This window comes from Emticicia sp. CRIBPO, from assembly GCF_009905725.1.
Taxonomy (GTDB): domain Bacteria; phylum Bacteroidota; class Bacteroidia; order Cytophagales; family Spirosomataceae; genus Leadbetterella.
Genome location: NZ_JAAAKV010000016.1, coordinates 75,484 through 97,475, shown reverse-complemented (window position 1 = coordinate 97,475; position 21,992 = coordinate 75,484). Strand labels below are relative to the sequence as shown.

The 21,992-nt window shown below is 44.4% G+C and carries 26 protein-coding genes; 18 read left to right on the top strand and 8 right to left on the bottom strand.

The window, feature by feature from the left end; genetic code table 11:
• The first annotated feature begins 18 nt into the window (after positions 1-18).
• The 16 genes from GVN16_RS24555 (at position 19) to GVN16_RS24480 (ending at position 14,699) form a co-directional block, all read left to right on the top strand.
• Positions 19-1,521 (top strand): SusD/RagB family nutrient-binding outer membrane lipoprotein, encoded by a 1,503-nt coding sequence (locus GVN16_RS24555; protein ID WP_166566617.1) that lies wholly within the window; start codon positions 19-21, stop codon positions 1,519-1,521.
• Positions 1,522-1,792: 271 nt separating this feature from the next.
• On the top strand, positions 1,793-2,347 hold the full coding sequence (locus GVN16_RS24550) for an NIF family HAD-type phosphatase (RefSeq protein ID WP_166566616.1): 555 nt from the start codon (positions 1,793-1,795) through the stop codon (positions 2,345-2,347).
• A gap of 29 nt (positions 2,348-2,376) precedes the next feature.
• Positions 2,377-2,916, top strand: a complete 540-nt coding sequence (locus tag GVN16_RS24545; protein ID WP_166566615.1) for a helix-turn-helix domain-containing protein — start codon at positions 2,377-2,379, stop codon at positions 2,914-2,916.
• A 101-nt stretch (positions 2,917-3,017) separates the two neighbouring features.
• Entirely contained in the window at positions 3,018-4,220 is a 1,203-nt protein-coding gene (locus tag GVN16_RS24540; RefSeq protein WP_166566614.1) for a hypothetical protein, read from the top strand.
• 414 nt (positions 4,221-4,634) lie between these two features.
• Positions 4,635-5,432: a hypothetical protein gene (locus GVN16_RS24535; protein WP_166566613.1), complete on the top strand. Its 798-nt coding sequence runs from the start codon at positions 4,635-4,637 to the stop codon at positions 5,430-5,432.
• A gap of 392 nt (positions 5,433-5,824) precedes the next feature.
• Entirely contained in the window at positions 5,825-6,688 is an 864-nt protein-coding gene (locus GVN16_RS24530) for a UbiA family prenyltransferase (RefSeq protein ID WP_205748984.1), read from the top strand.
• Positions 6,681-7,763 carry a type III polyketide synthase gene (locus GVN16_RS24525; protein WP_166566612.1) on the top strand — a complete coding sequence of 361 codons (1,083 nt, stop codon included), beginning with the start codon at positions 6,681-6,683 and terminating at the stop codon, positions 7,761-7,763. The genes GVN16_RS24530 and GVN16_RS24525 overlap by 8 nt, the downstream gene beginning before the upstream one ends.
• Positions 7,760-8,455 carry a methyltransferase domain-containing protein gene (locus GVN16_RS24520; protein ID WP_166566611.1) on the top strand — a complete coding sequence of 232 codons (696 nt, stop codon included), beginning with the start codon at positions 7,760-7,762 and terminating at the stop codon, positions 8,453-8,455. The genes GVN16_RS24525 and GVN16_RS24520 overlap by 4 nt, the downstream gene beginning before the upstream one ends.
• Positions 8,448-9,581 (top strand): NAD(P)/FAD-dependent oxidoreductase, encoded by a 1,134-nt coding sequence (locus tag GVN16_RS24515; protein WP_166566610.1) that lies wholly within the window; start codon positions 8,448-8,450, stop codon positions 9,579-9,581. The genes GVN16_RS24520 and GVN16_RS24515 overlap by 8 nt, the downstream gene beginning before the upstream one ends.
• 126 nt (positions 9,582-9,707) lie before the next feature.
• The gene (locus GVN16_RS24510) at positions 9,708-9,893 is read left to right on the top strand and encodes a hypothetical protein (RefSeq protein WP_166566609.1); all 186 of its coding nucleotides are present in this window, start codon (positions 9,708-9,710) and stop codon (positions 9,891-9,893) included.
• Between the two features lie 32 nt (positions 9,894-9,925).
• Positions 9,926-10,732, top strand: coding sequence for a PKD domain-containing protein (locus tag GVN16_RS24505; RefSeq protein ID WP_166566608.1), 807 nt, complete (start codon positions 9,926-9,928; stop codon positions 10,730-10,732).
• A gap of 307 nt (positions 10,733-11,039) precedes the next feature.
• Positions 11,040-11,987, top strand: coding sequence for a nucleoside hydrolase (locus GVN16_RS24500; protein ID WP_166566607.1), 948 nt, complete (start codon positions 11,040-11,042; stop codon positions 11,985-11,987).
• A gap of 192 nt (positions 11,988-12,179) precedes the next feature.
• A complete protein-coding gene (locus GVN16_RS24495; RefSeq protein ID WP_166566606.1) occupies positions 12,180-12,509 on the top strand; it encodes a helix-turn-helix transcriptional regulator in 330 nt (109 codons plus the stop codon).
• Between the two features lie 55 nt (positions 12,510-12,564).
• Positions 12,565-13,434 (top strand): arsenite methyltransferase, encoded by an 870-nt coding sequence (locus GVN16_RS24490; protein ID WP_166566605.1) that lies wholly within the window; start codon positions 12,565-12,567, stop codon positions 13,432-13,434.
• A 53-nt stretch (positions 13,435-13,487) separates the two neighbouring features.
• On the top strand, positions 13,488-13,901 hold the full coding sequence (locus GVN16_RS24485) for an arsenate reductase ArsC (RefSeq protein WP_166566604.1): 414 nt from the start codon (positions 13,488-13,490) through the stop codon (positions 13,899-13,901).
• Positions 13,902-14,012: 111 nt separating this feature from the next.
• The gene (locus tag GVN16_RS24480; protein WP_166566603.1) at positions 14,013-14,699 is read left to right on the top strand and encodes a TIGR04283 family arsenosugar biosynthesis glycosyltransferase; all 687 of its coding nucleotides are present in this window, start codon (positions 14,013-14,015) and stop codon (positions 14,697-14,699) included.
• On the opposite strand, the gene GVN16_RS24475 is transcribed toward GVN16_RS24480, so the two are convergent.
• The 4 genes from GVN16_RS24475 to GVN16_RS24460 are packed head-to-tail and all read right to left on the bottom strand — an operon-like array spanning position 14,675 to position 17,592.
• Entirely contained in the window at positions 14,675-15,289 is a 615-nt protein-coding gene (locus GVN16_RS24475) for a TIGR04282 family arsenosugar biosynthesis glycosyltransferase (protein ID WP_166566602.1), read from the bottom strand. The genes GVN16_RS24480 and GVN16_RS24475 overlap by 25 nt on opposite strands.
• A gap of 8 nt (positions 15,290-15,297) precedes the next feature.
• On the bottom strand, positions 15,298-16,353 hold the full coding sequence (gene arsS / locus GVN16_RS24470) for an arsenosugar biosynthesis radical SAM (seleno)protein ArsS (protein ID WP_166566601.1): 1,056 nt from the start codon (positions 16,351-16,353) through the stop codon (positions 15,298-15,300).
• A gap of 10 nt (positions 16,354-16,363) precedes the next feature.
• Complete coding sequence (locus GVN16_RS24465; protein WP_166566600.1) at positions 16,364-16,699, bottom strand: arsenosugar biosynthesis-associated peroxidase-like protein; 336 nt, start codon at positions 16,697-16,699, stop codon at positions 16,364-16,366.
• A gap of 11 nt (positions 16,700-16,710) precedes the next feature.
• Positions 16,711-17,592 carry a DUF547 domain-containing protein gene (locus tag GVN16_RS24460; RefSeq protein WP_166566599.1) on the bottom strand — a complete coding sequence of 294 codons (882 nt, stop codon included), beginning with the start codon at positions 17,590-17,592 and terminating at the stop codon, positions 16,711-16,713.
• Positions 17,593-17,789: 197 nt separating this feature from the next.
• On the opposite strand from GVN16_RS24460, the gene GVN16_RS24455 reads away from it, so the two are divergent.
• On the top strand, positions 17,790-18,710 hold the full coding sequence (locus GVN16_RS24455; protein WP_166566598.1) for a metallophosphoesterase: 921 nt from the start codon (positions 17,790-17,792) through the stop codon (positions 18,708-18,710).
• Between the two features lie 149 nt (positions 18,711-18,859).
• Here the strand turns inward: GVN16_RS24455 and GVN16_RS24450 are convergent, their stop codons facing one another.
• The 3 genes from GVN16_RS24450 to GVN16_RS24440 all read right to left on the bottom strand — a co-directional run bounded on the left by GVN16_RS24450 (position 18,860) and on the right by GVN16_RS24440 (position 20,596).
• Complete coding sequence (locus GVN16_RS24450; protein ID WP_166566597.1) at positions 18,860-19,357, bottom strand: YchJ family protein; 498 nt, start codon at positions 19,355-19,357, stop codon at positions 18,860-18,862.
• Positions 19,341-20,258 carry an SMP-30/gluconolactonase/LRE family protein gene (locus GVN16_RS24445; RefSeq protein WP_166566596.1) on the bottom strand — a complete coding sequence of 306 codons (918 nt, stop codon included), beginning with the start codon at positions 20,256-20,258 and terminating at the stop codon, positions 19,341-19,343. The genes GVN16_RS24450 and GVN16_RS24445 overlap by 17 nt, the downstream gene beginning before the upstream one ends.
• An 80-nt stretch (positions 20,259-20,338) precedes the next feature.
• On the bottom strand, positions 20,339-20,596 hold the full coding sequence (locus GVN16_RS24440) for a hypothetical protein (RefSeq protein WP_166566595.1): 258 nt from the start codon (positions 20,594-20,596) through the stop codon (positions 20,339-20,341).
• A 92-nt stretch (positions 20,597-20,688) separates the two neighbouring features.
• On the opposite strand from GVN16_RS24440, the gene GVN16_RS24435 reads away from it, so the two are divergent.
• Positions 20,689-21,081 carry a DUF1398 domain-containing protein gene (locus GVN16_RS24435; protein WP_166566594.1) on the top strand — a complete coding sequence of 131 codons (393 nt, stop codon included), beginning with the start codon at positions 20,689-20,691 and terminating at the stop codon, positions 21,079-21,081.
• Between the two features lie 69 nt (positions 21,082-21,150).
• Here GVN16_RS24435 and GVN16_RS24430 read toward each other — a convergent pair whose 3' ends face one another.
• Entirely contained in the window at positions 21,151-21,918 is a 768-nt protein-coding gene (locus GVN16_RS24430; RefSeq protein ID WP_166566593.1) for an SUMF1/EgtB/PvdO family nonheme iron enzyme, read from the bottom strand.
• Between the last annotated feature and the right edge of the window lie 74 nt (positions 21,919-21,992).

Sequence of the window (21,992 nt, the reverse complement as noted above, 5' to 3'; positions counted from 1 at the left end):
AGTTTTAATCAGATAGATATGAAGAAGATAATGAACGTGTTACTGGCAGCGGTTGTGGCTGCAGGGCTCAGTGCCTGTAACGACTTTCTGGACGTAAATGATAACCCCAACTCACCGGTTTCTGAAAACCTGAGGCTGAGTGCCAAACTGCCGGCGGCACTGGTAAGTTCTGTTAACCAGGAATCAGGCCAGCTGAACCAGATCGGAGCTTTGTGGGGAGGCTACTGGGGCACCACCAGCGAGGGTATCAACCTGTTTCCTGACCTTAAAAACTACAACGGCCCGGCCATCCGCCACCAGCGTGACGGTATCCCGGTGTGGGAAAACGCCTACACCACGCTGCTTTATTACCAGCTGATCCGTCAGCAGGCTGAGCAGGAAGGATCGAAGTTTTACCTGGGCATTGCCAAGGTGATGCAGGGGCTGCATTTTATGAGACTGGTGGATGTTTACAACAACCTCCCGTTTGATGACGCACTTCAGGGCACGGTTCATCCGACCCCGAAATACGAAGACGGGAAAACCGTTTATGTCAAGTCTATTCAGCTGATTTCCGACGGTATCGCAGACATCAAAAGTGCTGCACCGGGCACAGAACCGGGTACGGACGACGTGATGTTCAGGGGGAACAAAACACTTTGGATCAAGTTTGCGAATACTGTTAAACTGAGGGGGCTGATCAGACAATCACAGACCGATAATCAGGCTTTTATCAATACCGAAATCCAGAAAATAAAAAGCGAAGGTACCGGGTTTCTGGGAACAGGAGAAAGTGCCCTGGTACAGCCGGGCTATCTGAATACCGCCGGAAAGCTGAATCCTTTCTGGGAAAATTATTACCGCAATGTACAGGGCGTAAGCACCGGAAACCATGTAGATATCCGCCCGACGGTATTTTTGGTTGACCAGTACAAAGCAAGAAAAGACCCGAGGCTGAACACCCTGTATGTGGAGGTAGCCGGAGATTTCAAAGGGGTGCTGTTCGGCAATCCGAATGCGGAAGCCGGTTATAACCGTTCTGTAACTTCGGCCTTCAAAGGCCCGCAGGAAAACGGCAACAGACCGTCAGCTTTGTTCAAAAGCTCTACACAGGCTTCCGTATTGCTGGGCTCTTTCGAAAGTTTGTTTTTACAGGCGGAAGCCATACAGAGAGGCTGGCTGGAAGGTTCTGCCAAATCGGCTTACGAAGCCGGTATACAGGAGTCATTCAAATATATGGAAGTGAATGCCGCTGAGTTTGCTGCCTACAATGCCCAGTCTGCTGTGGCATTTAACAATACGATTGACAGGATTATCGAGCAAAAATGGCTGGCCCTGAACAGCATCAGCAGCATCGAGGCCTGGAACGATTACAGGAGACTGGGCATTCCCGCGATCCCGAATTCACTGGACGCTCCGTCGCCGACAGCGAGACCCTTGCGTTTTATGTACCCTGAATCCGAGCGTCAGACGAATAATACTGAGGCCACAAAACAAGGCAGCGACGACATGATCACCGATAAGGTCTGGTGGGATAACTGATATTCAACCCTGATTTTTCAAGCAGCCTGCCGGGAAACCGGCGGGCTGTTTTTGTTTTTGGGATGTTGGGGATTTTTGGTAGTTTTAAGGTGGTTTAGGTGTATTTCATTTTTGGAACACTGTTCCAAGTCTCAGACATACCGGAAGGAGACACCCAGTCAGTGATTGGCGGTCTCTGACCGCTTCTTTGAAAAATGTCAGTAAAATCAATACCACTGGAATAATAGATTTTCGGTCAGAGACCGGATCTGTAAGTACTATTAAATGATAAATGGAAGAAAAATCAGATAAACTTTTAATTCTGGACCTGGATGAAACCCTGATTCATGCTACCGAAAACAAATTGGATATTTCGGAAGACTTCCTTTTTGACAAATATTTTGTTTATAAACGTCCCTTTCTGGATAAATTCCTTTCAGATATTTCAAGGCACTTTACAATTGGAATATGGAGTTCTGCTGATGATAATTATGTAACAGAGATTGTGAAAAGTATTAAGCCGGACAATGTAGAACTTGAAGTCATTTGGGGACGAAGCAGGTGTTCTGTGAGAAGAGATTATGATTTGGATAATTATTATTTTGAAAAGCGACTTCATAAATTAAAAAACAGAGGATTCCGACTCGAACAAATTATTATAGTAGACGATACTCCTGCGAAATCTAAAAGCAATTACGGAAACGCTATTTATATCAGAGAGTTTTCGGGAGAAGCGACTGACGAAGAGCTCAAACATTTACATGATTATTTACTAACTTTAAAAACCGTGGTTAATGTCCGGGAAATTGAAAAGCGTGGTTGGAGATCGGATAAAGAAGCATCATGAATTAAATATATTAATAAAAGAACACTACAATGCCCACATTATCAACCCTCCGGCAAAAACTGAATCTGACCCAGGAAGAGTTAAGCGATAAATCCGGGGTTTCGGTGCGGACCATCCAGCGGATAGAGGCAGGGACTGCTCCGCAAGGTTATACGCTGAAAGCATTGGCTGAGGCTTTGGGGGTTAATGAGATTGAGTTGCTGGAAACGGGTCAGTCGCAAACAATGAATAACAGCAAATGGCTGAAAATTATCAATCTTTCTGCACTGCCTTTTGCGGTGATTCCGCCATTGAATATCGCCGTACCTCTGTTGCTTATGATCTGGAAAAAACAATCGTCGCCTGTTAGCCGGAAGATTATTTCTATCCAGGTTTTATGGACCCTGATAGCCATCGTGTTGATGGTCCTGGTGATGATGCTCAACGACTGGTTTGGTGTAAAAAGCCAGTTGACCCTGTTGATACCTTTGGCCTGGATACTTATAAATGTTATCATTATTCTTCTGAATGCTGCAGGAATTGAAAAGGATGGAAGTTTGCGTATCAGTATGAATTTCAGCATTTTATAATTTCTTTATCATCATTGGCGGCAGCCTGGCGGGTCATTGGCGGCCTGATCATCATTGGCGGTTTAAACTTTTGTGTTCTTTTGCGGACAAAAAACAAACCAATGAACAGTACTGAAATGACTTTGAAAATCAGGAATCTCCTTCTTTTTATTTTGCTTTGCAACGGCCCTCTTGCATTTGCACAAACAAAACTTCCGGTCATAAAAGCGGGGAAAGAGACCGCTGTGATTTTGGACGGTGAAAATCTCAGAATCAACTGGAAACTTGATCCCGGCCTGAAACCTGATGTCTATTATGTTAATGTCCCCCGGAAACACGGCAAGGTAACGCTGAGGACCGATCAGGATAAAATAAGTTTTAAGACAAAATATGGGGAGACTTATGATTTTGTAGTCTTACTGAATCAGAAAGACAGCTGCTTCGTCCGGTTGGTGGCTAAGGAGGTACCTACACCGGTTTCCCTGGAAATGAGTCAACCTTATCCTGCCACTATCCCGTTTACCTTAACTGGCTCCCGGATTTATTTTAAAGGCCGTCTTAACGGGCAGAAAGAAGTAAACATACAGTTTGACCTGGGTGCGGGCGGGGCTTGCGTTAACCGGTTGTCCTCAGAAAAACTACCATTGATGTTTGATCAGAAAGCGATGATTAGCAACACCCACGGGCTGAATGAAGCCAGGGTAAGTTCAGGCAACGAGCTGATCATGGGTGATTTTACCTGGAAAGGGGTGCCGTTTGTGGAAGTCGGTAATATGCAGGCCCATGAAAACCTGATCGTTGGAAATGGCATTTTCCGTAATAAAATCATCGAAATTGATTATGACAAAATGGTACTGATGGTTCATGAACGACTGCCGGAGTATGCAAAAAACTATCAGAAACAAGACGTGTTTTACGAACAGGACCGCCCGAAATTTAAGGCAGACATAATCCAAAACGGAAAGAAATATTCATTCTGGTGCCTGTTTGATACGGGACGGGAGGGAACCATGCTCATTGGGGAGGATTTTACCAGCCAGGATAACAATTGGAACAACCTTAAAGAACTGGAGATGATCAACGGCCGGAAAATTGTCCGTTTAGATGCCGTCATCGGGGGAACAGTATTCAGAGACATCGTCACCAATGCGGCAGACCCTGTCAAACCACAAGGCCGCCCGACTTTGTTCGGCAACCAGGTCCTGAATCATTTTAATGTCATTCTGGACAATCAGAAAGGCGTTATCTATTTAAAACCCAACAACCGGAAAAATGAGCCCTATTCAGATTATGGGAGTTATCTGCGGCAGAGAAAGCAGAATTAAATAAACTTTAAGTAAGTATATACGTATTTTGTCCCGCATTTTTGTTAAATTTGGGACATGAATTCTTGATTTTTATGATTTAAACTACTGAAATACAGTTGATTGGTTGAGAAGTGACAGTTAGTGGGAAATTGTTTTTTGTCTGGGTTTTTGTTTCGCAGAAAACTGGGATAAAAATATTGATGTAGTTTAAACGGGATTGAGAAATGACTTTCAACGTTGATTTTCCGGGGGCGTTGATGGGTAAAAAATGAATACAATTAAAACATTAAAATATTGAACAAAATTAGATTAACTCTTATTCTTCTTACTTTAACTTTTAACTGCACTTTTGCTCAAAAAACCACTTTGCCCATTACCTGGAAAGTCGGCGACATCTGGAAATACAAACTGGATCAGCAGAGTTTAGGTGGTATGTTTGAAATTGAAAAAAACAGCAACAAAAAATTCCAGTTAAAAGTATTGAAAGTTAATTCAAAGGCTCAGCCGGGGTATTTATTGGAATGGACCTATCTTGATTACAGAACTTTAGAAACAGACACATTAGAAGATGAATGTGCAGTTGTGTTTAAAAACTTCCTGTTAAAATCAAGCCTTATGATCGAGTTAGATAAAGACGGCAAAAACCCTCAGTGGAAAAATCTGAAATCTTTGAAGGATAAGATGTTACTGTTTTACTCAAAGTCAGGCAATGAACTGTGCATGAGTAATTTGAAAAGTTCAATTAATTCAACTGAGGATTTAGGTGATTTTTTAGATATTCTGCTTCCTGAGGTTAAAGTATTTATGAAAGCGTACGAAATCTTTCCGACCGAATCGGTAGTCAGAAAAGATACGGTGGAAGAATTTAATGACTATATTTTTGATGAGTCTAAACTAATTCAACTGCATAAGACCATAAATTTAACTTCTTTGTCAGGCAAAGATGAAATAGATGTCAATTTTTCTTCGAAGGTTTCAGAATCAGAATTTAAGAAATATTTTGCAGAAAATACAAGACTGGCGTGGGATAAAATGGGGATATCAGCAAATGATAGCACCAGAATTAAAATGGAAAAAACACTGGATGATTTTCAACCCAAATTAAGTGAGTCTTTACATATTAAAGTCAATAAAACTAATGCCTCAGTTCTGATGTTTTATTTCATCAGGGAAGAATGGGCTATGCTTAAGGGCGGAGAAACTATTTCTTACTCCTTTAAAAAAATCTGATAGCTTTACTCAGAATGAACATTTAGATAGTTAAGGCAGGACGAAGACGCTAAATTTGGCCTCAGCAATTTTCAATGACAATCATCTAGTTGCTGAAAAGCCGTTAGTACTAATGAGACAATACTTCATAGTAACGGATACGACAGCTCTGCTATTACCCACTTCTATTTAATTCTATAATGACTTTCGTTACCAATTGATAGCGACTGGAAGAAGAGCTGATTGTCTTTTTAAGGAAATCAGCAAATTAATGTATTCAGTATAATTGATCGTTTTCTTAGAAGCATATAAGGTTGTTTATACCTAAAAGCTGATCCCGAATACTGTGGCTGATAAAACAAATTACAAGTAATTCTGTTTATATTTAGCATACAGATCAAACCTAAGCCATTATGCTCAAAGCCTCAACCCTCCAGCTTCTCCGCTTTCCGTTTTCTTATTTCCTGATGCCGGTCTATTTTTTTGCTTTGAGTTTTGTGGACGGTATCGACCGGCTCAGGGCCGTGCTCATATTTTTATTGATTCATTTACTGCTTTATCCGTCCAGCAACGGCTACAACAGCTATATGGACCGTGATACGGGCAGTATAGGGGGCATTAAAGACCCCATGCAACCGACAAAAGAGCTGTTTTATGTGACCGTCATCATGGATGTCCTGGCGGGGGCTTTGTCTTTCTTTATTTCTGCCTGGTTTGGGCTGGCCTTTGTTTTTTACATCATTTGTTCGAGGCTCTACAGTTACAGGGGCGTCCGTCTGAAACAATATCCTGTCATCGGTTACCTGACAGTGATCATCAACCAGGGAGCCGTTATTTTTTTTATGGTGGCCCACGGAGCATCCATTGACCTCACTACCAACGTATCTTACACAGGTATGCTGGCTTCCGGTTTTCTGATCGGGGGCTTTTATCCCATCACACAGATTTACCAGCATCAGCAGGACAAGGAAGACGGGGTGAAAACCATTTCGATGCTGCTGGGGAAACGCGGAACGTTTTTTTTCTGTGCTGTGATGTACACGATGGCTTTCGGTTTACTATTTATGGATTATATGAATAACAATGCTTTGAACGACTTCCTGGTTTTACAGGCTTTTTTCATCCCGGTGATCATCTTTTTCCTGAGATGGTTTATCCTGGTATGGAAAGATGAGAGTAAGGCAGACTTTAAACATACTATGCAAATGAACTGGCTGGCCGGAACGTGTACCAATCTGGCCTTTATCACCATCATAATTATACATCAACTTGGCTGAAATAGTATCCATATCGCGGGCATTACCACCCTTTTGCCATGCACAGGAAACCATTCTGGGTTTTATGCAGGAGAGTTTCGGGCTGGATGAAACCGAAAAACGTAAACTCAGATTTTTATACCGTCAGAGTGGTATCAACCAGCGGCATTCTGTAATCCGTGACTATGGTGTTGAAGCCGGAGGATGGGAATTTATTCCCCGTGATAAAAAAACAGCTTTCCCAAGTATAGAGGAAAGAATGGCGATTTTTGACCGGGAGGCTTTACCACTCTCCGTTAAAGCCATCGAACAATGCATTGACGGATTTATCACCAAAGATAAAATCACGCACCTGATCACGGTCAGTTGCACAGGTATGAGTGCTCCGGGCCTTGATCTGGCTATCATGGAAGCCATGGGATTATCTCCGGATATTTTCAGGACTTCCGTCAATTTTATGGGTTGCTATGCAGCCATTCACGGGCTAAAACTGGCCAAAATGATTTGTGACAGTAATCCTGAGGCAAATGTCGTTATGGTAGCTACCGAACTTTGCACCCTGCATTTTCAGAAGGAGTTCAACGCTGATAACGCCTCCAGCAGCCTGTTATTTGCGGATGGCAGTTCGGCTGTACTGGTCAGCAATACATTGAAAAGTGACAGGTCTTTATCGCTTGATCATTTTTATTCGGAAGTGGCTTTCAGAGGTAAAAATGACATGAGCTGGAGCCTCAACAGTCAGGGGTTTCTGATGACACTCAGTAGCTATGTGCCACACCTGATTGAGGAGGATATTGCGGGACTGGTCGAAAATGCCCTTAAAAACAAACTTACCAAAGAAAAAGTCACCCACTGGTGTCTGCACCCGGGCGGAAGGAAGATCATTGATACCATTCAGAACCGTTTGGGCCTGACCGATGAAGATGTTGCTTATTCGAGAAAAGTGCTGGCTGAATACGGGAATATGTCTTCGCCGACCATCCTTTTTGTCCTGAGAGAAATCATGGACGATATATCAGACCAGGCCGCTAATGTGCTGGGGATTGCCTTTGGGCCGGGACTTACCATGGAAACTTTTATTGCTACCAGGAAATGAATCTTACACACAGATCATATCAGAAAGAACTGCTGGATGAGGATCACATCCCTTTTCCGGACATCCTCAGAAACATGCAGGAGCTTGATTTTATCAATACCTGGCTGGGGGGACACGGCATCACCATCAGTGGTTTTAAGGAATTGCTGCGTGATAAAAAGAAAATACATGTTTGTGAAATCGGCTGCGGGGGAGGGGACAACCTGGTGACCATCACCCGCTGGTGCCTGAAAAGGGACATTGAGGTGCATTGTACCGGCATAGACATCAAAAAGGAATGCATTGAAGTGGCTTCCAGGCAGCCTGCCCTGTCAGGACGCATTACCCTGATCACCAGCGATTATGCCGAAGCGGTTTTCAGAACCCAGCCGGATATTATCTTCTCCAGTCTGTTTTGTCATCATTTCACAGAAGAGGAGCTTGACGGGCAGGTAAAATGGATGAAAGACAATGCAAAAACAGGATTTTTTATTAATGACCTACAGCGTAACAAGCTGGCCTACTATCTCATCAAATGGCTCACAGCCCTGTTTTCATCTTCTTACCTGGTGAAAAACGACGCCCCGCTGAGTGTGGCCCGGGGATTTCATAAAAAAGAATGGCTGAAGATTTTCAAAGATGCCGGATTCCATAAAATCAACATCAGGTGGAAATGGGCTTTCAGATATTTAATTGTGTACCGGCATGGATAAAGTTTACCAGATCGGGATTGTCGGAGGAGGCCTGGCGGGGCTGACCATGGCCATTCAGGCAGCTGAGAAGGGCTATGCTGTCCTGTTGATTGAGAAAGAAACTTATCCTTTTCATAAAGTCTGCGGTGAGTACATCAGTATGGAAAGTTATGATTTCCTGGTCCGTCTCGGTCTTCCGCTGGGCGAATGGAACTTGCCGGTGATCAGTCAGCTGCAGCTTTCCGATGTGCGGGGTAATGCTTACCGCTTTGATCTGCCTCTGGGTGGGTTCGGCATTTCAAGGTTTAAGCTTGATGAGGCATTATATCAGCTGGCCCTGAAAAAAGGCGTGACTGTGCTGACTTCCACCACAGTCCGGGATGTCGTTTTTGAATCAGACGGATTTAATATTCATACAGATAATCAGGTGTTTAAGGCTGAGGTCGTGACCGGAAGTTTTGGTAAAAGAAGTAACCTGGACGTGAAATGGAATAGGCCGTTTACAAAACACAAACCCGACAGGCTCAGTCATTATATCGCTGTGAAATACCACATCAGGTACCCGAATCCTGAACACCTGATTTCACTGCACAACTTTACGGACGGCTATTGTGGGATTTCCAGGGTTGAAGATGATATCTGTTGTCTTTGTTACCTGACCACGGCCGAAAACCTCCGGAAATCGGGCAATTCCATCGATAAAATGCAAAAGGATATTTTGTCAAGAAATCCCCATCTTTCAGAAATATTCAGAGAGGCTGTTTTTATATATCCGCAAGCTCTGACCATTTCCCAGGTCAGTTTTCACACTAAAGCTTCTGTCGAAAATCACATGCTCATGACCGGTGATTCAGCAGGAATGATTACCCCCCTTTGTGGCAATGGCATGAGCATGGCCATGCACGGGGCTAAACTGGCTTTTGAATCTGTTGATCTGTATCTTAAAGGAGAGATCAACCGCACAGAAATGGAAAGCCGATACAGCCAACAGTGGAAAAAGGAGTTCAGTCTGCGGTTACAGGCCGGGCGGGTCGTACAGAGGTTTTTCGGAGCAGATGTCACTACCTCATTCTTTCTGAAACTCATGAGTTTCTTCCCGCTGTTAGCCAGGTGGGTCATCCGCTCTACCCATGGAAAACCCTTTTAATCGTTAATGTAGCCAGGTTTCCGGGGCTACATCATTAAGTAACTCACCAAAATTGGGGATTTCCTCCCTCTTACTATTGTCAGAACTTTGCAAAGTAAACATTCCTGAAATTTAAACTTTGTAAAAATGAAAACTCCCAGAGTCCTTCTCTTCATTATTATCGTACTGAGCATTATCACCATCGTTTTCCCTCCGAAACCACCCGAATGCTGGGTTTGTGGCAACGGTCTCAGATTTGGAATACAGCTGATCATTCCTGCATTGGCGGTCATTGCTTTGAGCCGGCTTGGAAAAGAAAGCAGACTTAAATAATAAATTTTTTAACCCTTTAATAAATGTCACTCATGTATAAGATATTTACATCCCTGTCTTTATTTTCAGTTCTCCTGGTTTGTTCATGTGCTAAAGAGGAGCCCCCTGCCGAGCCAACTGCTTCCTTTGGTTTTTCAGCCCTGAACAGCGACCTTCGGGCCCCTTCAGAAATTACTTTCACCCCCTATGATGAAATGGAGGGAGCTACTTTTATCTGGGATTTCGGCGACGGCTCCACAACAACCGAGAAGACACCTAAAAAAGTATTTACCACAGGCGGACTAAAATCTATTAAACTGACGGTACTTTTCAACGGAAAATCTGTCTCTGATAGCAAAACTTTAACGGTTGATCCTCCTTATACCAAATTAGCCATTACCAAATCCACCATTTTAACAGCCGCTACGGCTTTCAGCGACGGCACCGGCTGGGACTTAGGAACCAACGCAACCAACTGGTGGACCTCAGGCGGGCCGGATGTTTACCTGATCGGCAGATATGAAAACGTAAACAGCGACGCTTATTATACTGCTATAAAGCAAAATGTGGCGGCTTCTGCCCTTGTCAATGGAAGCACTTTCTGGGATCACAGCTCCGGGTTTACTATCAACACCAATGTGCAGGCGGCAGGCAAACTTTTCATACAGCTTCGCGATGCCGATGAAAACGCCAATCTTTACTCCAGTAGCTATGAGTCTATGGGGACAGTGGTGCTTAATCCGACAGATTATATCAACATCAATAACAAGTATCCATCCAGCATTGAGTTGAAAGGCAACGGCACCAACTACAGTAATGCCGCCCTCAAAATGAAATTCGATCTTAAATGGAGCAACTGATTTGGGGTCAGAGCTCAATTTGTCCGGAATGTCCGCTTTGGCGGGCATTTTTTTTGTGATAGAGTAAATGAATGATTGAATGATTGAATGATTGAATGATTGAATGAATGAATGAATGAATGATTGGATGCTTGCCCGACCTGGGTTTTGCCTGGCGGTATTGAATGAGATTGTTTTTATTTTTCCCCGGTAGAAAAAGACCAGGCGAAAATCTTACCTTGCAAAAAAGCTAAAAGCCAACCGCTGATAGCTGCCCGGAATTTCTTAATTTGAAACACTTTTTTACTATTCAACCTCAATTATAAAAATGAAAAAACTTGTATTCAGCTTTTTATTTATTCTTGCCTGCTTGCATCTCCAGGCCCAGAAACAAAAAGTGATCCTTGATTGTGATCTGGGCGACGATGTAGACGACGCCTATGCCGTGGCCCTGATGCTGGCCAGTACCGATAAGTTTGAAGTGCTCGGCATCACTACCTGTTATGGCCGGACAGACGACCGGGGCACCATGGCCTGCAAGTTTTTATATGAAACAGGCCTGGAGAAAATCCCTGTGGCCATAGGCCGGAACACTTCAGCCACGAACGAAAGGGCTAACTGGTTTGCAGATCAGTTTCACTGGTCAAAAGGATTCAATAAAATCAAGCCCATTGCCCAGCCTGCCGCTGATTTCATCATTGAACAACTGAAAAAATACCCGGGCGAAGTCATTGTTTTTTCTGTTGGGCCTGTCACCAATATGCGTGATGTGATCGAGAAAGACCCGCAGGCTCTGAAGCTGGCCAAGAGGGTAATAGCTATGTTCGGTTCTTTCCACATCGGTTATAACGGTAGTCCGACCATCAATCCGGAATGGAATGTGGTGGTGGATGTGGAATCGTCTAAAAAGTTTGTGAACGCCGGGGTTAACATTCTCTATGCGGGGCTGGATGTCACCACTTTTGTTAAAATTGACAAGGTCAACCGTGAAAAACTGCTGTATCGCCAGAGCCCTGTGACGAGCATACTTTGCGGTCTGACCACCCTGTGGGGCTACGAACGGAACCCGACGATTTTTGATGCTGTAGCCATCGGGATGGCCCTTTATCCCGACTTGTTCAAAACCGAAAAAGTCTTTGTGGAAGTTGACGACAAGGGCTACACCAGGATCGACAAAACCAAAGCCCCCAATGCCGAAATCGCTGTCTGGATCAACACCGAAGAATTCATCAAACGCATCATGGAGGTATATATGAAGCAGAATCTGGGGAGGTGAGTATTCAATGTCTCAATACATGATAGAATGTTATCCGCATTTCAGATATCTGGTAGGGACGTTGGACGCAACGTCCCTATATCCGCAAAAAGGAACGAAATCATTGTCTCATTGCTGAACAGCAAAAAGTAAAAAAATAATTTGCAGTTTTAAATATTAATCGTAATATTGCGATATGATTTTAGTGAACACATGGGATTAACCAAATCAGAAGAGTTTTCGGCCGTTGATAACCGGGTAGCCAGGTATGCCAAGGCCTTGTCGCATCCGGCCAGGATAGCCATTCTGAATATCCTGATCAAAAGGCAGGCCTGTATCTGCGGTGATATTGTGGATGAGCTTCCTCTTTCTCAAAGTACCGTCTCCCAGCACCTGAAAGAACTGAAAGAATCAGGGCTTATCAAAGGGGATATTGACGGGGCAAAAGTCTGTTATTGTATTGATGAGGACGAATGGAAAATAGCTCAGAGCTATCTTTCTGCTTTGTTCTCGAGCTATGTGGCGGCATCCAGGTGTTGCTAAAATTTTTTGACTTAGTTAATCGCAATATTACGATATATTTTAAATAAAAACCAATATGCAGACAGAAGAACAAATCAAAGAAATGGTAAAGCAGAAATACAGTGAGATTGCTTTACAGGACAAAGAACAGAATATGAGCTCGTGCTGTGGTTCAGGTGGCTGTTCGACAGAAGTGTACAACATCATGTCAGATAGTTATGAGCAGCTGGAGGGCTATCATCCGGAGGCTGATTTGGGTCTGGGGTGCGGCTTGCCGACACAATTTGCCCATATTAGGAAAGGAGATACGGTCATTGATCTGGGCTCGGGGGCGGGCAACGACTGTTTTGTCGCCAGGGCCGAAACCGGACCGGAAGGCAAAGTGATCGGCGTGGATTTTACAGAAAAAATGATAGAAAGAGCCCGGCTAAATGCTGAAGTTCGGGGTTTTAACAACGTGGAGTTCCGCCAGGGGGACATTGAGAACATGCCCGTTTCGGATAATGTGGCCGATGTGATCGTCAGCAATTGTGTGCTTAACCTAGTGCCCAATAAGAAGGCCGTTTTTGCAGAAATATTCAGGACAATGAAGCCCGGAGGGCATTTCAGTATTTCGGATGTGGTGCTGGTGGGTGATTTGCCGGAAAAACTACAGTCTGCAGCTGAAATGTATGCGGGCTGTGTGTCCGGAGCCATTCAGAAGGACGAGTACCTGGAATTGATTATAGCATCCGGTTTTGAAAATATGACCATTCAAAAACAAAAGCCGATTATCCTGCCTGATGATATCTTGTCAACCCTTCTTTCACTGGAAGAAATCACCAGCTTCAAAGAAAGCGGAACCGGTATTTTCAGCGTAACGGTGTATGCAGAGAAACCCGGTACAAAAGAGGTGAAAATCAAGGCAGAAGAAAAAGCCTGCTGCGGAACAGATTGTTGCAGCTGAATACCGGAAATATTTGTATTTTAAGTTAAATTGCTTATAATAAATAATTTATAATGAAGAAGATATTGGTTTTGTGTACCGGTAACTCGTGCAGATCGCAACTGGCAGAGGGATACCTCAGGCATTTCGGGGGAGAAAATGTGTCGGTATTCAGTGCAGGCGTGGAAACCCACGGCGTGAATCCGAGGGCTGTAGCCACCATGAAAGAAGACGGTATTGATATTTCAGGACATACCTCTAACCATGTGGACGAATACGCGGCCATTGACTTTGATTTTGTGATTACGGTCTGTGACAATGCCAGGGAGCGTTGTCCTTATTTCCCGACAAACGCCGTAAAATTTCATCATAACTTCCCTGATCCGGCTAAGTTTCAGGGTACAGAAGACGAAGTTCTTGCCGAATTCAGAAGGGTGAGGGAAATGATCAAAACGTATTGCCGAGATTTTATAAGTGAGCATATTTGATCCGGAACATCTGATTCCGCATTATAGGTTTTCATACTTTTCCGGGTTATATCCGTATATTTGATCAGAACCTGAGGTTAAAAATCAGACTTAAAATCAAATGCATCTGATATGATCAGCATTGTTATTCCGACCTATAATGAAGTCCGTAACATCACAAAGCTGGTGGAGCATCTTCTGAAGAACGCCGCAGGCCTGGTGTCACAAATCATCGTGTCGGATGGTGGTAGTACTGATGACACGGTTGAAATGGCAGCCGCTGCGGGAGCAACGGTGCTGAAGAGTTCACGGAAAGGACGGGCCGGTCAGATGAATGAGGGGGCTATGCTGAGCTCCGGCAAGATACTTTACTTTGTGCATGCAGATACACTGCCTCCCGTAACTTACGCCACAGATATAATAAAAGCCATGGAAGAAGGATTTGGTTTTGGACGATTTATCACCAAATTCGATAGTGATATGCTCTTGTTGAAAATCAATGCTTTTGTTACCCGCTTTGATTTCTTCATTTGCTACGGAGGTGACCAGACTTTGTTTATGACGAGGGATTTGTTTGACAGTATCGCCGGATTTGATGTATCCCGTCTTATTATGGAAGATTATGATATTGTTTTAAGAGCCAGGCCATTTGCCGGATATAAGATCATAAAGGAAGAGGTGCTGGTTTCGGCCAGGAAATACCAGGAGGCCGGGTGGCTGAAAGTCCAGCTGGCCAACCGCAAGGCTGTCAGTATGTTCAAAGCCGGAGATGATCAGCAGGATATTGTGGATACTTATAAGGCGATGTTGGCAAAATAAGGTTTACCCTTAAACTTCAGCAGGTCCTCAATCGTGTCGATATCTGAAAGGATGGGCAGGATAAAAGCCTTCTTTCCTGTCTTTTCCAGGTCAGCCATGGTGTCACCGAACACTGTGGCGGTGCTCCAGTTTTTGTCCTTGAACAATTCTGGAATCAACCCGTTTAAACCCAGCAGATAATATCCTCCATCGTCTGCTGGGCCGATGCAGGCCGGATAATGGTCAAGGCTGTCAAAAGCCTCGTTCATAATCGCCGGGTTAAGTTCCGGACAGTCGCTGCCGATGATCACGACTTTTTCATACCCCTGCCCCAGGAGCAGTTCGAAAGCATGAGACATCCTTTCGCCGAGGTCACCGTTTTTCTGGATCATTTTTTTAAAAAGAGAAGTCTCCCACAAGTCTTGTTCTTCCACTTTATCAGTGTAAAAAACAAAACGGTCTGCATCGATTCTGGCGGTCAGGTCATGGGTGATGGTCAGTAAGGTCCTGTAGACTTCCAGGGCTTTGTCATCGCCAATACCCCGGGCAAGTCTGGTTTTTACCTTTCCTTTTTCAGGGTTTCTTACAAAAATGATGATGGCATTTTTCATACTTTAGCTCAGGCTACTGCCCCGCCGCAACTCGAACCTGCTCCGGCGGTGCATCCATAACAATGTTGATTGACCAATATCGACCTGTTTTTAAGGGCGTCGCTGTTAAATTCTGAAACGTGCTGACTGTCACAAGCCACCTTCATATCCAGCATCTGGTTGAAATCACAGTCATAAATATAGCCATCCCACCCGATAGAAAGGGTATTGCGGCACATCACATTTTGAGCGGCGACAGGATTGAAGGCCGAAATCAGCTTATCCATGTATTTTTCAAAATTTCCACTTTTTATCAGATAGTCGAGATAGCGGCTGATCGGAATGTTGGTGATCGTAAACAGGCTGTTAAACACAATATTAAAATCCCTTTTCAATACCTCTTTGTATTCTTTTTCAAGGCTGTTCTGAGCAGCTGGCATAAAAGCTCCCGAGGGGTTGTACACCAGGTTGAGGATCAGTCCGCTTCCTTCCATACCATAGCCTGTTTCGTTGAGCTTTTTCAGGGCTTTGATGCTGTCCTCGAATACACCTGTGCCTCTCTGTTTGTCAGTGCGGTCTTTGGCGTAAAACGGCAGGGAAGACACCACCTCTATTTCGTGAGATTTGAAGAATTCCGGAAGGTCGTGGTACTTTTTATTGGCCAGAATAATGGTGAGGTTACACCTGACAATGATCTTTTTTTCAAGTTTTCTGATTTCGCCTACAAACCATCTGAAATCCGGATTCATTTCCGGAGCCCCGCCTGTCAGATCAACGGTCTTAAAGGAAGGGTTGTTTTTTAAAGCCTCCAGGCACTGCTGCATGGTATCCCTGGTCATGATTTCCTTCCGGTCAGGCCCGGCATCCACGTGGCAATGCTGGCACACCTGGTTGCACATTTTGCCCATATTGATCTGGAAAATCTCCAGTTCGGTGGGTTTGAGAGGCAACAATCCGATATTTCTTAAATTTTCGGCAAACGGGAAGGTGCTTACAGGGTGCTCATGATCAATGCCGTGTTCAAGAATGTCTATTTGTTCCCTGGCTGTGGCCAGTTTACTGCCAAGGGCTTTCAGTGATTTCATAGGTTGCCGTTTACATGGAAATTTCTTTTACTTTGTTCATCATCTGGGTGCCGTGTACCAGGGCTGCCCCACCTTTGATGGCCGCTGCTACATGAATGGCCTCCATCATCTGGGCTTCACTGAAACCTTTTTCAAACGCATCAGTGCTGTAGGCGTCGATGCAGTATGGGCATTGTACCGCATGAGCCACCGCGAGGGCAATCAGCGATTTCTCTTTGGCTGTCAGATGCCCTTCTCCGAATACTTCACCGTACCAGGCAAAAAATTTATCAGCCATGGGTTTCTGGAACTCTCCTATGCTGCCGAATTTACCCAAATCCTCAGCATTGTAATAATGATTTGCCATTTTTTTAAAGTTTAATTGGTATAGTTATTTAAATAGATTGACCAGTCGTATGTTTTAAAAACTATGCCGGGTTTGACTCCTTCCGGAACAATACCCTCTTTTTGTAATAAGCGGATAATGCCTTTTTTGCCACCAAAATCCGCTCTGAACCAACTCAGTATAGCGGGCACCTGCACTGTTTTTCCATCATATATGGCTTCACCTCCCAGGTAGGATTGAGTGGCCAGGTCCAGCTGCTGATCAAGACTTTCCGTCTTATAAAAAGCGATGGGCGGACAGCTCTTTGCTCCGCAGTTCAATGCAAAGTGAATACGATAGTCTGTTGCCGAAACCCTGAGTGTTTTTTCGTCCTTCCCCGGAAACAGCTTATTGACGTAGCCCAGACTCCATTTTGTTTTTGATCTTCTTAATATACCATGTTCAATATCGTCGAGGCTCATCATTTTTCCGGCTATTTCAATGGCCCTTGTTTTGAAGAAATTGCCTTTGTCCTGGTATTTTTCAGGATTTTTTTTCAGCAAAACCTGTGTAAACCCATTGTAAAGGTTTATCCAGAAAGCTTTTTTCTCTCTGTCTGAATCCAGTTGAGAGGTGAGTTCATCAAAAGGAATCAGCTTAAACTTTTCAATAAAAACTTCGGTATTTTCACCCGTCCTGGAGGCGTAAACAAACTCCTGGGAAAGTTGAACCAGCGGCCTGGAAGGAGTGAGCCCGGGAAGAGATTTGCTAATCGGGGACATAGTCTGGTCGTTTGTCTTTCCGTCTGGTTGTTTTGTATCAACAATGCCTGGCAAAACCATGTGATTATGCTGCTCACCGGACCGGACAGGCTGGCCACCTGTCGGAGAAAGAGTGAAAATATGCATGAGCGAGAGCAGAAAAAAGTGCTGCATTGTGAACCTGGTTTTGTCAAATATACGCATTTTGAAGAGAAATGGATTGAATGGGAAGCCTATCTGATATTTTTATATTGCCGGAAGTGGGTCAGACGGCAGTTTATAATTACCTTACGATACCTTAACTTTTTGTTAATGTCTATCTGGCTTAAAATCAGGTACTTTGTGTCTGATTAACCGGTCACTATACAAAGATGCAGAGAAGACAGCTATTAAAAGGGTTGGGGGCTTTGGCAGGAGCCATGCATCTTCCGGTGCTGACAAAAGCTGCAGAACCAACAGTAAATCAGAGAGTACTGAGGATAGCCCACCTGACCGATGTACACGTTCAACCGCTCATCGGGGCAGCCAGGGGGCTCGAAAAATGCCTGCACCATCTTCAGAACCTGGATATTAAGCCTGACTTTATTTTCAATGGAGGAGACTCCATCATGGGAGCCCACAAATCGCCCAAAGATAAGTTTACCAAGCAATGGAGCTTGTTTCAGGATGTGATTTCCAGCGAAAACGGTCTGGAAATTTTCCCTTGCATCGGCAATCATGACATCTGGTGTGAGACAGAAAATGCCCGCTCATTTAACGACGGCAAAAAATGGGCCCTGGATGAATATCAGCTCGCCAAACCTTATTACAGTTTCAGCCGCAACGGCTGGCATTTTATCGTGCTCGACTCTGTTCAGGCCAAAGCAGATGGTTCATGGTATACCGGGGCTATTGACGAAGCCCAGATGGACTGGCTGAAAAAAGAACTGAAAAGTGTGCCTGCCGCTACTCCTGTTTTCATCATGTCACATATTCCTATCCTGTCAGCCTCTGTGTTCCTGGATGGGAAGAACTACAGAAACGGCCAGTGGAATGTGCCCGGCAGCTGGATGCATGAAGATGCCGCCGAATTGACCGACCTGTTTTATCAATTCAAAAACATTAAAATCGCCGTCAGCGGCCACCTGCACCTGCTGGATAAAGTGGAATACAACGGCATCACCTATTGCTGCAACGGGGCCGTCAGCGGAGCCTGGTGGTTTGGGTCCTATCACCAGACCGGACCTGGTTATGCTTTGATAGATTTATTTGCCGACGGTAGCTTTAAGACGGAGTATGTGAGTTATCGTTGATATTATTAAGTGGTTCTGCATTAGTATTTTATAGTGCAGAGTCATTTTTGCTGAATCCCATGCATTCAAATATTTGTAGAATAGTCACACACAGTAAAACAATCCGGATCCCGACAGTATCGCCTGTTTTTTGAGATGTGTAATCAACCTTACCTTCCATGACAATTTTTATACTTCTTGCCACTTCCACACGCACATAAATCATTCCGATTCGGCGTTTTGACCGCTGTTTTGGGTGGGGTTATGCCGGAGTGATACAGCCACCGTCCGTCTTCCTTCAGAAAGGTTGATCTTTCATGGTGGATCTGCATAATGCCTTCCGAATCAATATAGTAAGCTTTAAATTCCACTTCTCCTTTTTCATCTTCAGACTGACCCGATTTGGTGGAAATGATCTCCAGTTTCTGCCATTTATTTTCCAGGGCCCAGCTTTTGATGTCCTCTTCATTTTGCTGTTTACGGAGAACCGGGTGGGCCGAACTCATCAGGTAAGACGAATCAGCCACGGCAAAGGCCGAGTACCGCGACCGCATCAGTTTTTCCGCGATAGGAGGGAAGGCTTTTTCAAGGATAAATGGCTCGCAACATTCCCCGAAAGGAAGTTGCGAGCCACAGAAACATGAGGTCATATTATTCGACGCCGGCATAATTCATTTTAAGGGTATACACAGATTCCGATGCGGTGATCAGCAGGGTTTTGCGGTCTCTTCCACCAAAACAAAGGTTACCTACCCAGCGTGAAGGCACAGGGATATTACCTATTTTACCGCCGGAGCGGTCATACACCGTAACTCCGCGGCCACTCAGGTAAAGATTGCCTTCGCTGTCGAGCGTGATGCCGTCTGAGCCCTGTTCCACAAATAACCTTCTGTTGCTTAGCGAGCCGTCTTTGGCAATGTCGTATTTGTACGTTTTGTTGTCGCGGATATCAGCTACAAAAAGATGTTTGCCGTCAGGAGTGCCTACAATACCGTTAGGCTGCACCAGTTTATCATCCGCTACCACAGGGGTTTTGCTGTCTTTCGGAAGATAATACACTTTCATACCGTCCATTTCCGTGCTTTTTCTTTCCCAGTAGTCACGCTGATAGTATGGATCCGTAAAATAAATGCCACCTTTCGGGTCGATCCACAGGTCGTTCGGTCCGTTAAAACCCTTGCCGTTCAGTGAACCGGGCATGAGTACACTGGTGGTTTTGTCGGGAGCGATAGACCACAGTTCGTTTTTAAGATCCGCACAGGCAATGATGTTGCCTTTTTTGTCGAAATAAAGACCATTGGAGCGACCGGTCTGGTCCATGAACAGGCTCAGCTCTCCTTTGAGATCATATTTCCAGATTTTGTCGTTGGGCTGATCAGTAAAGAAAATGTTGCCTTTTTTGTCGACTGCAGGACCTTCCGTAAACTTAAACTGGTCGGAAACTTTTTTCAACACGGCTTTCGGAGCGACGACCTTGATGCTGTCTAATCCCTGTGCGGAAACCTGCGTGGAAAATGTAAGGGCAATGAGGGCTGTCAAAAGCCCGGGTGTTTTGTTGTACTTTTTCATAAACATATTTAAGAGGTTGAATGAGGTCACAAATTAATGGATTTTGACGAAGTTTGGAGGGATTATTTTTAAAGCTCCGTTTATTTAACAAATTCAGATTCAAACTCAGTTTTGTCGACTAAGGTCTTGAGCTTATTCAGCTGCGATTTTTGCATGCCGCTCTGAAGAGCAAATTCCTTTTGTTTTATTTTTCTTGCTTCCAGTTCGTCGAGTAATATTTCACCAGGGTGAATGGCTATGGCAGGAGTAAGTTCAGAGATGTTGATGGGTTTAATTTTGTTTAATGGATTGATTTGTTTGCGAATTTGTAAATAAAAAAGATCAATTAATGTCTTCATAAGAATTTATGAACTTTAAATAAACGATTTTTTACAATCACACCCTTTTCGGCCGGTTTACCTTTGCAGAAAGATTAAATCATTCAAAAGACATGTTTACGATAGAACAAATACTGGCAGCCCATGCCAAGGTAAAAAGCGGGGCCGATTTTCCGGCGTATGTAAAGGAAATCAAAGCCCTGGGGCTTGATCATTACGATTTTTATGTGGCCGACGGCCATGCGGTTTATTACGGGGCAGGCGATTATGAAGTGCAGGGGATACCTAAATATCCGGCTAAAAGTATTACAGAAAACAGCTCTCCGGGAAACCTTAAAAGTGCTCTCAAAATTCATCAGCAAGGGCAGACCGATTTCCTCACTTTCTGTCAGCAGGCCGCTGAGGCCGGAGTGGAAAAATGGGTTACTGACGCCGCAGCAATGGAAGTTTATTATGTAGACAAAAAAGGGAATGTTCTCGTAACGGAGACAATCCCGGAGCCATAACTTAAAAAAAGCCGGGCCTTTTGATCAGCAAAAGGCCCGGCTTTACCGCGATTTTAATGATAAATTCATTTACTCGGTTTTAGCACACCTGAATCCCACATGCACTAAACTCGTCTCCGGTGAAGAGGCGGCCTTGCCACCTACTTTAAAACCGTGGCAAACCATGGGGTCACAAAGGTAAGAACCGCCACGCTGCACTTTTTGCCCTGGTTCCTGCTCTGATTCGTCCTGGCACCATTGCCAGACATTGCCGCCCATGTCGGTTAACCCCAGCTTGTTTTTACCAAAATGGCCGACAGGTGATGTGGTCAGAAACCCATCTTCTACCGTATTTTTACCAGGAAAAGTACCTTGCCAGAAATTGGCTTTGAACATCCCGTTTTCTTTAAAATGCTCGCCCCAGGTATAAGTCTTATCGAAGTCTGCCTCTCCGTTTTTTTCTGCAAATACAAATTCCTGACTCGTCGGCAGCCGTTTTCCTGCCCACCGGGCATAAGCCACAGCATCGTTCCACGACACCATCGTGACAGGATGGTCGGGTTTGGCGGTGTCGTTTCCGAAAGGGTGTTGCCATGATACTCCTTTCTGTAGCTTCCACACACCCAGCTCAAAATCAAATACACCGCCATCTCCGAATTTTTCCGCTTCGGTTTTGTAGTTTGTGGCTTTGACAAACCGGCCGAATTGTTCCACCGTCACCGGTGAAACATCCAGCCAGAAATCTTTTATATCGCGGTCTCCGCTAATCAGCACCATGCCGTCCTTCTCAACGGCACGGGGCTGGCAAGCCTGAATAATAAGGGCAAAACAGAACACGCATATGGGTTTTATCCTCATGAAGTAAAATCAGTTTTTAGTTTGAACTATGTAGTTAAACTAAGCAGGTCAGACTACATTTTTCATTCTTCTTT

What these genes read in the sequence shown, in the direction of transcription:
- GVN16_RS24555 (WP_166566617.1), top strand. Translation starts at nt 19, where the DNA reads ATGAAGAAGATAATGAACGTGTTACTGGCAGCGGTTGTGGCTGCAGGG.
- GVN16_RS24550 (WP_166566616.1), top strand. Translation starts at nt 1,793, where the DNA reads ATGGAAGAAAAATCAGATAAACTTTTAATTCTGGACCTGGATGAAACC.
- GVN16_RS24545 (WP_166566615.1), top strand. Translation starts at nt 2,377, where the DNA reads ATGCCCACATTATCAACCCTCCGGCAAAAACTGAATCTGACCCAGGAA.
- GVN16_RS24540 (WP_166566614.1), top strand. Translation starts at nt 3,018, where the DNA reads ATGAACAGTACTGAAATGACTTTGAAAATCAGGAATCTCCTTCTTTTT.
- GVN16_RS24535 (WP_166566613.1), top strand. Translation starts at nt 4,635, where the DNA reads ATGTTTGAAATTGAAAAAAACAGCAACAAAAAATTCCAGTTAAAAGTA.
- GVN16_RS24530 (WP_205748984.1), top strand. Translation starts at nt 5,825, where the DNA reads ATGCTCAAAGCCTCAACCCTCCAGCTTCTCCGCTTTCCGTTTTCTTAT.
- GVN16_RS24520 (WP_166566611.1), top strand. Translation starts at nt 7,760, where the DNA reads ATGAATCTTACACACAGATCATATCAGAAAGAACTGCTGGATGAGGAT.
- GVN16_RS24515 (WP_166566610.1), top strand. Translation starts at nt 8,448, where the DNA reads ATGGATAAAGTTTACCAGATCGGGATTGTCGGAGGAGGCCTGGCGGGG.
- GVN16_RS24510 (WP_166566609.1), top strand. Translation starts at nt 9,708, where the DNA reads ATGAAAACTCCCAGAGTCCTTCTCTTCATTATTATCGTACTGAGCATT.
- GVN16_RS24505 (WP_166566608.1), top strand. Translation starts at nt 9,926, where the DNA reads ATGTATAAGATATTTACATCCCTGTCTTTATTTTCAGTTCTCCTGGTT.
- GVN16_RS24500 (WP_166566607.1), top strand. Translation starts at nt 11,040, where the DNA reads ATGAAAAAACTTGTATTCAGCTTTTTATTTATTCTTGCCTGCTTGCAT.
- GVN16_RS24495 (WP_166566606.1), top strand. Translation starts at nt 12,180, where the DNA reads ATGGGATTAACCAAATCAGAAGAGTTTTCGGCCGTTGATAACCGGGTA.
- GVN16_RS24490 (WP_166566605.1), top strand. Translation starts at nt 12,565, where the DNA reads ATGCAGACAGAAGAACAAATCAAAGAAATGGTAAAGCAGAAATACAGT.
- GVN16_RS24485 (WP_166566604.1), top strand. Translation starts at nt 13,488, where the DNA reads ATGAAGAAGATATTGGTTTTGTGTACCGGTAACTCGTGCAGATCGCAA.
- GVN16_RS24480 (WP_166566603.1), top strand. Translation starts at nt 14,013, where the DNA reads ATGATCAGCATTGTTATTCCGACCTATAATGAAGTCCGTAACATCACA.
- GVN16_RS24475 (WP_166566602.1), bottom strand. Translation starts at nt 15,289, where the DNA reads ATGAAAAATGCCATCATCATTTTTGTAAGAAACCCTGAAAAAGGAAAG.
- arsS (WP_166566601.1), bottom strand. Translation starts at nt 16,353, where the DNA reads ATGAAATCACTGAAAGCCCTTGGCAGTAAACTGGCCACAGCCAGGGAA.
- GVN16_RS24465 (WP_166566600.1), bottom strand. Translation starts at nt 16,699, where the DNA reads ATGGCAAATCATTATTACAATGCTGAGGATTTGGGTAAATTCGGCAGC.
- GVN16_RS24460 (WP_166566599.1), bottom strand. Translation starts at nt 17,592, where the DNA reads ATGCAGCACTTTTTTCTGCTCTCGCTCATGCATATTTTCACTCTTTCT.
- GVN16_RS24455 (WP_166566598.1), top strand. Translation starts at nt 17,790, where the DNA reads ATGCAGAGAAGACAGCTATTAAAAGGGTTGGGGGCTTTGGCAGGAGCC.
- GVN16_RS24450 (WP_166566597.1), bottom strand. Translation starts at nt 19,357, where the DNA reads ATGCCGGCGTCGAATAATATGACCTCATGTTTCTGTGGCTCGCAACTT.
- GVN16_RS24445 (WP_166566596.1), bottom strand. Translation starts at nt 20,258, where the DNA reads ATGAAAAAGTACAACAAAACACCCGGGCTTTTGACAGCCCTCATTGCC.
- GVN16_RS24440 (WP_166566595.1), bottom strand. Translation starts at nt 20,596, where the DNA reads ATGAAGACATTAATTGATCTTTTTTATTTACAAATTCGCAAACAAATC.
- GVN16_RS24435 (WP_166566594.1), top strand. Translation starts at nt 20,689, where the DNA reads ATGTTTACGATAGAACAAATACTGGCAGCCCATGCCAAGGTAAAAAGC.
- GVN16_RS24430 (WP_166566593.1), bottom strand. Translation starts at nt 21,918, where the DNA reads ATGAGGATAAAACCCATATGCGTGTTCTGTTTTGCCCTTATTATTCAG.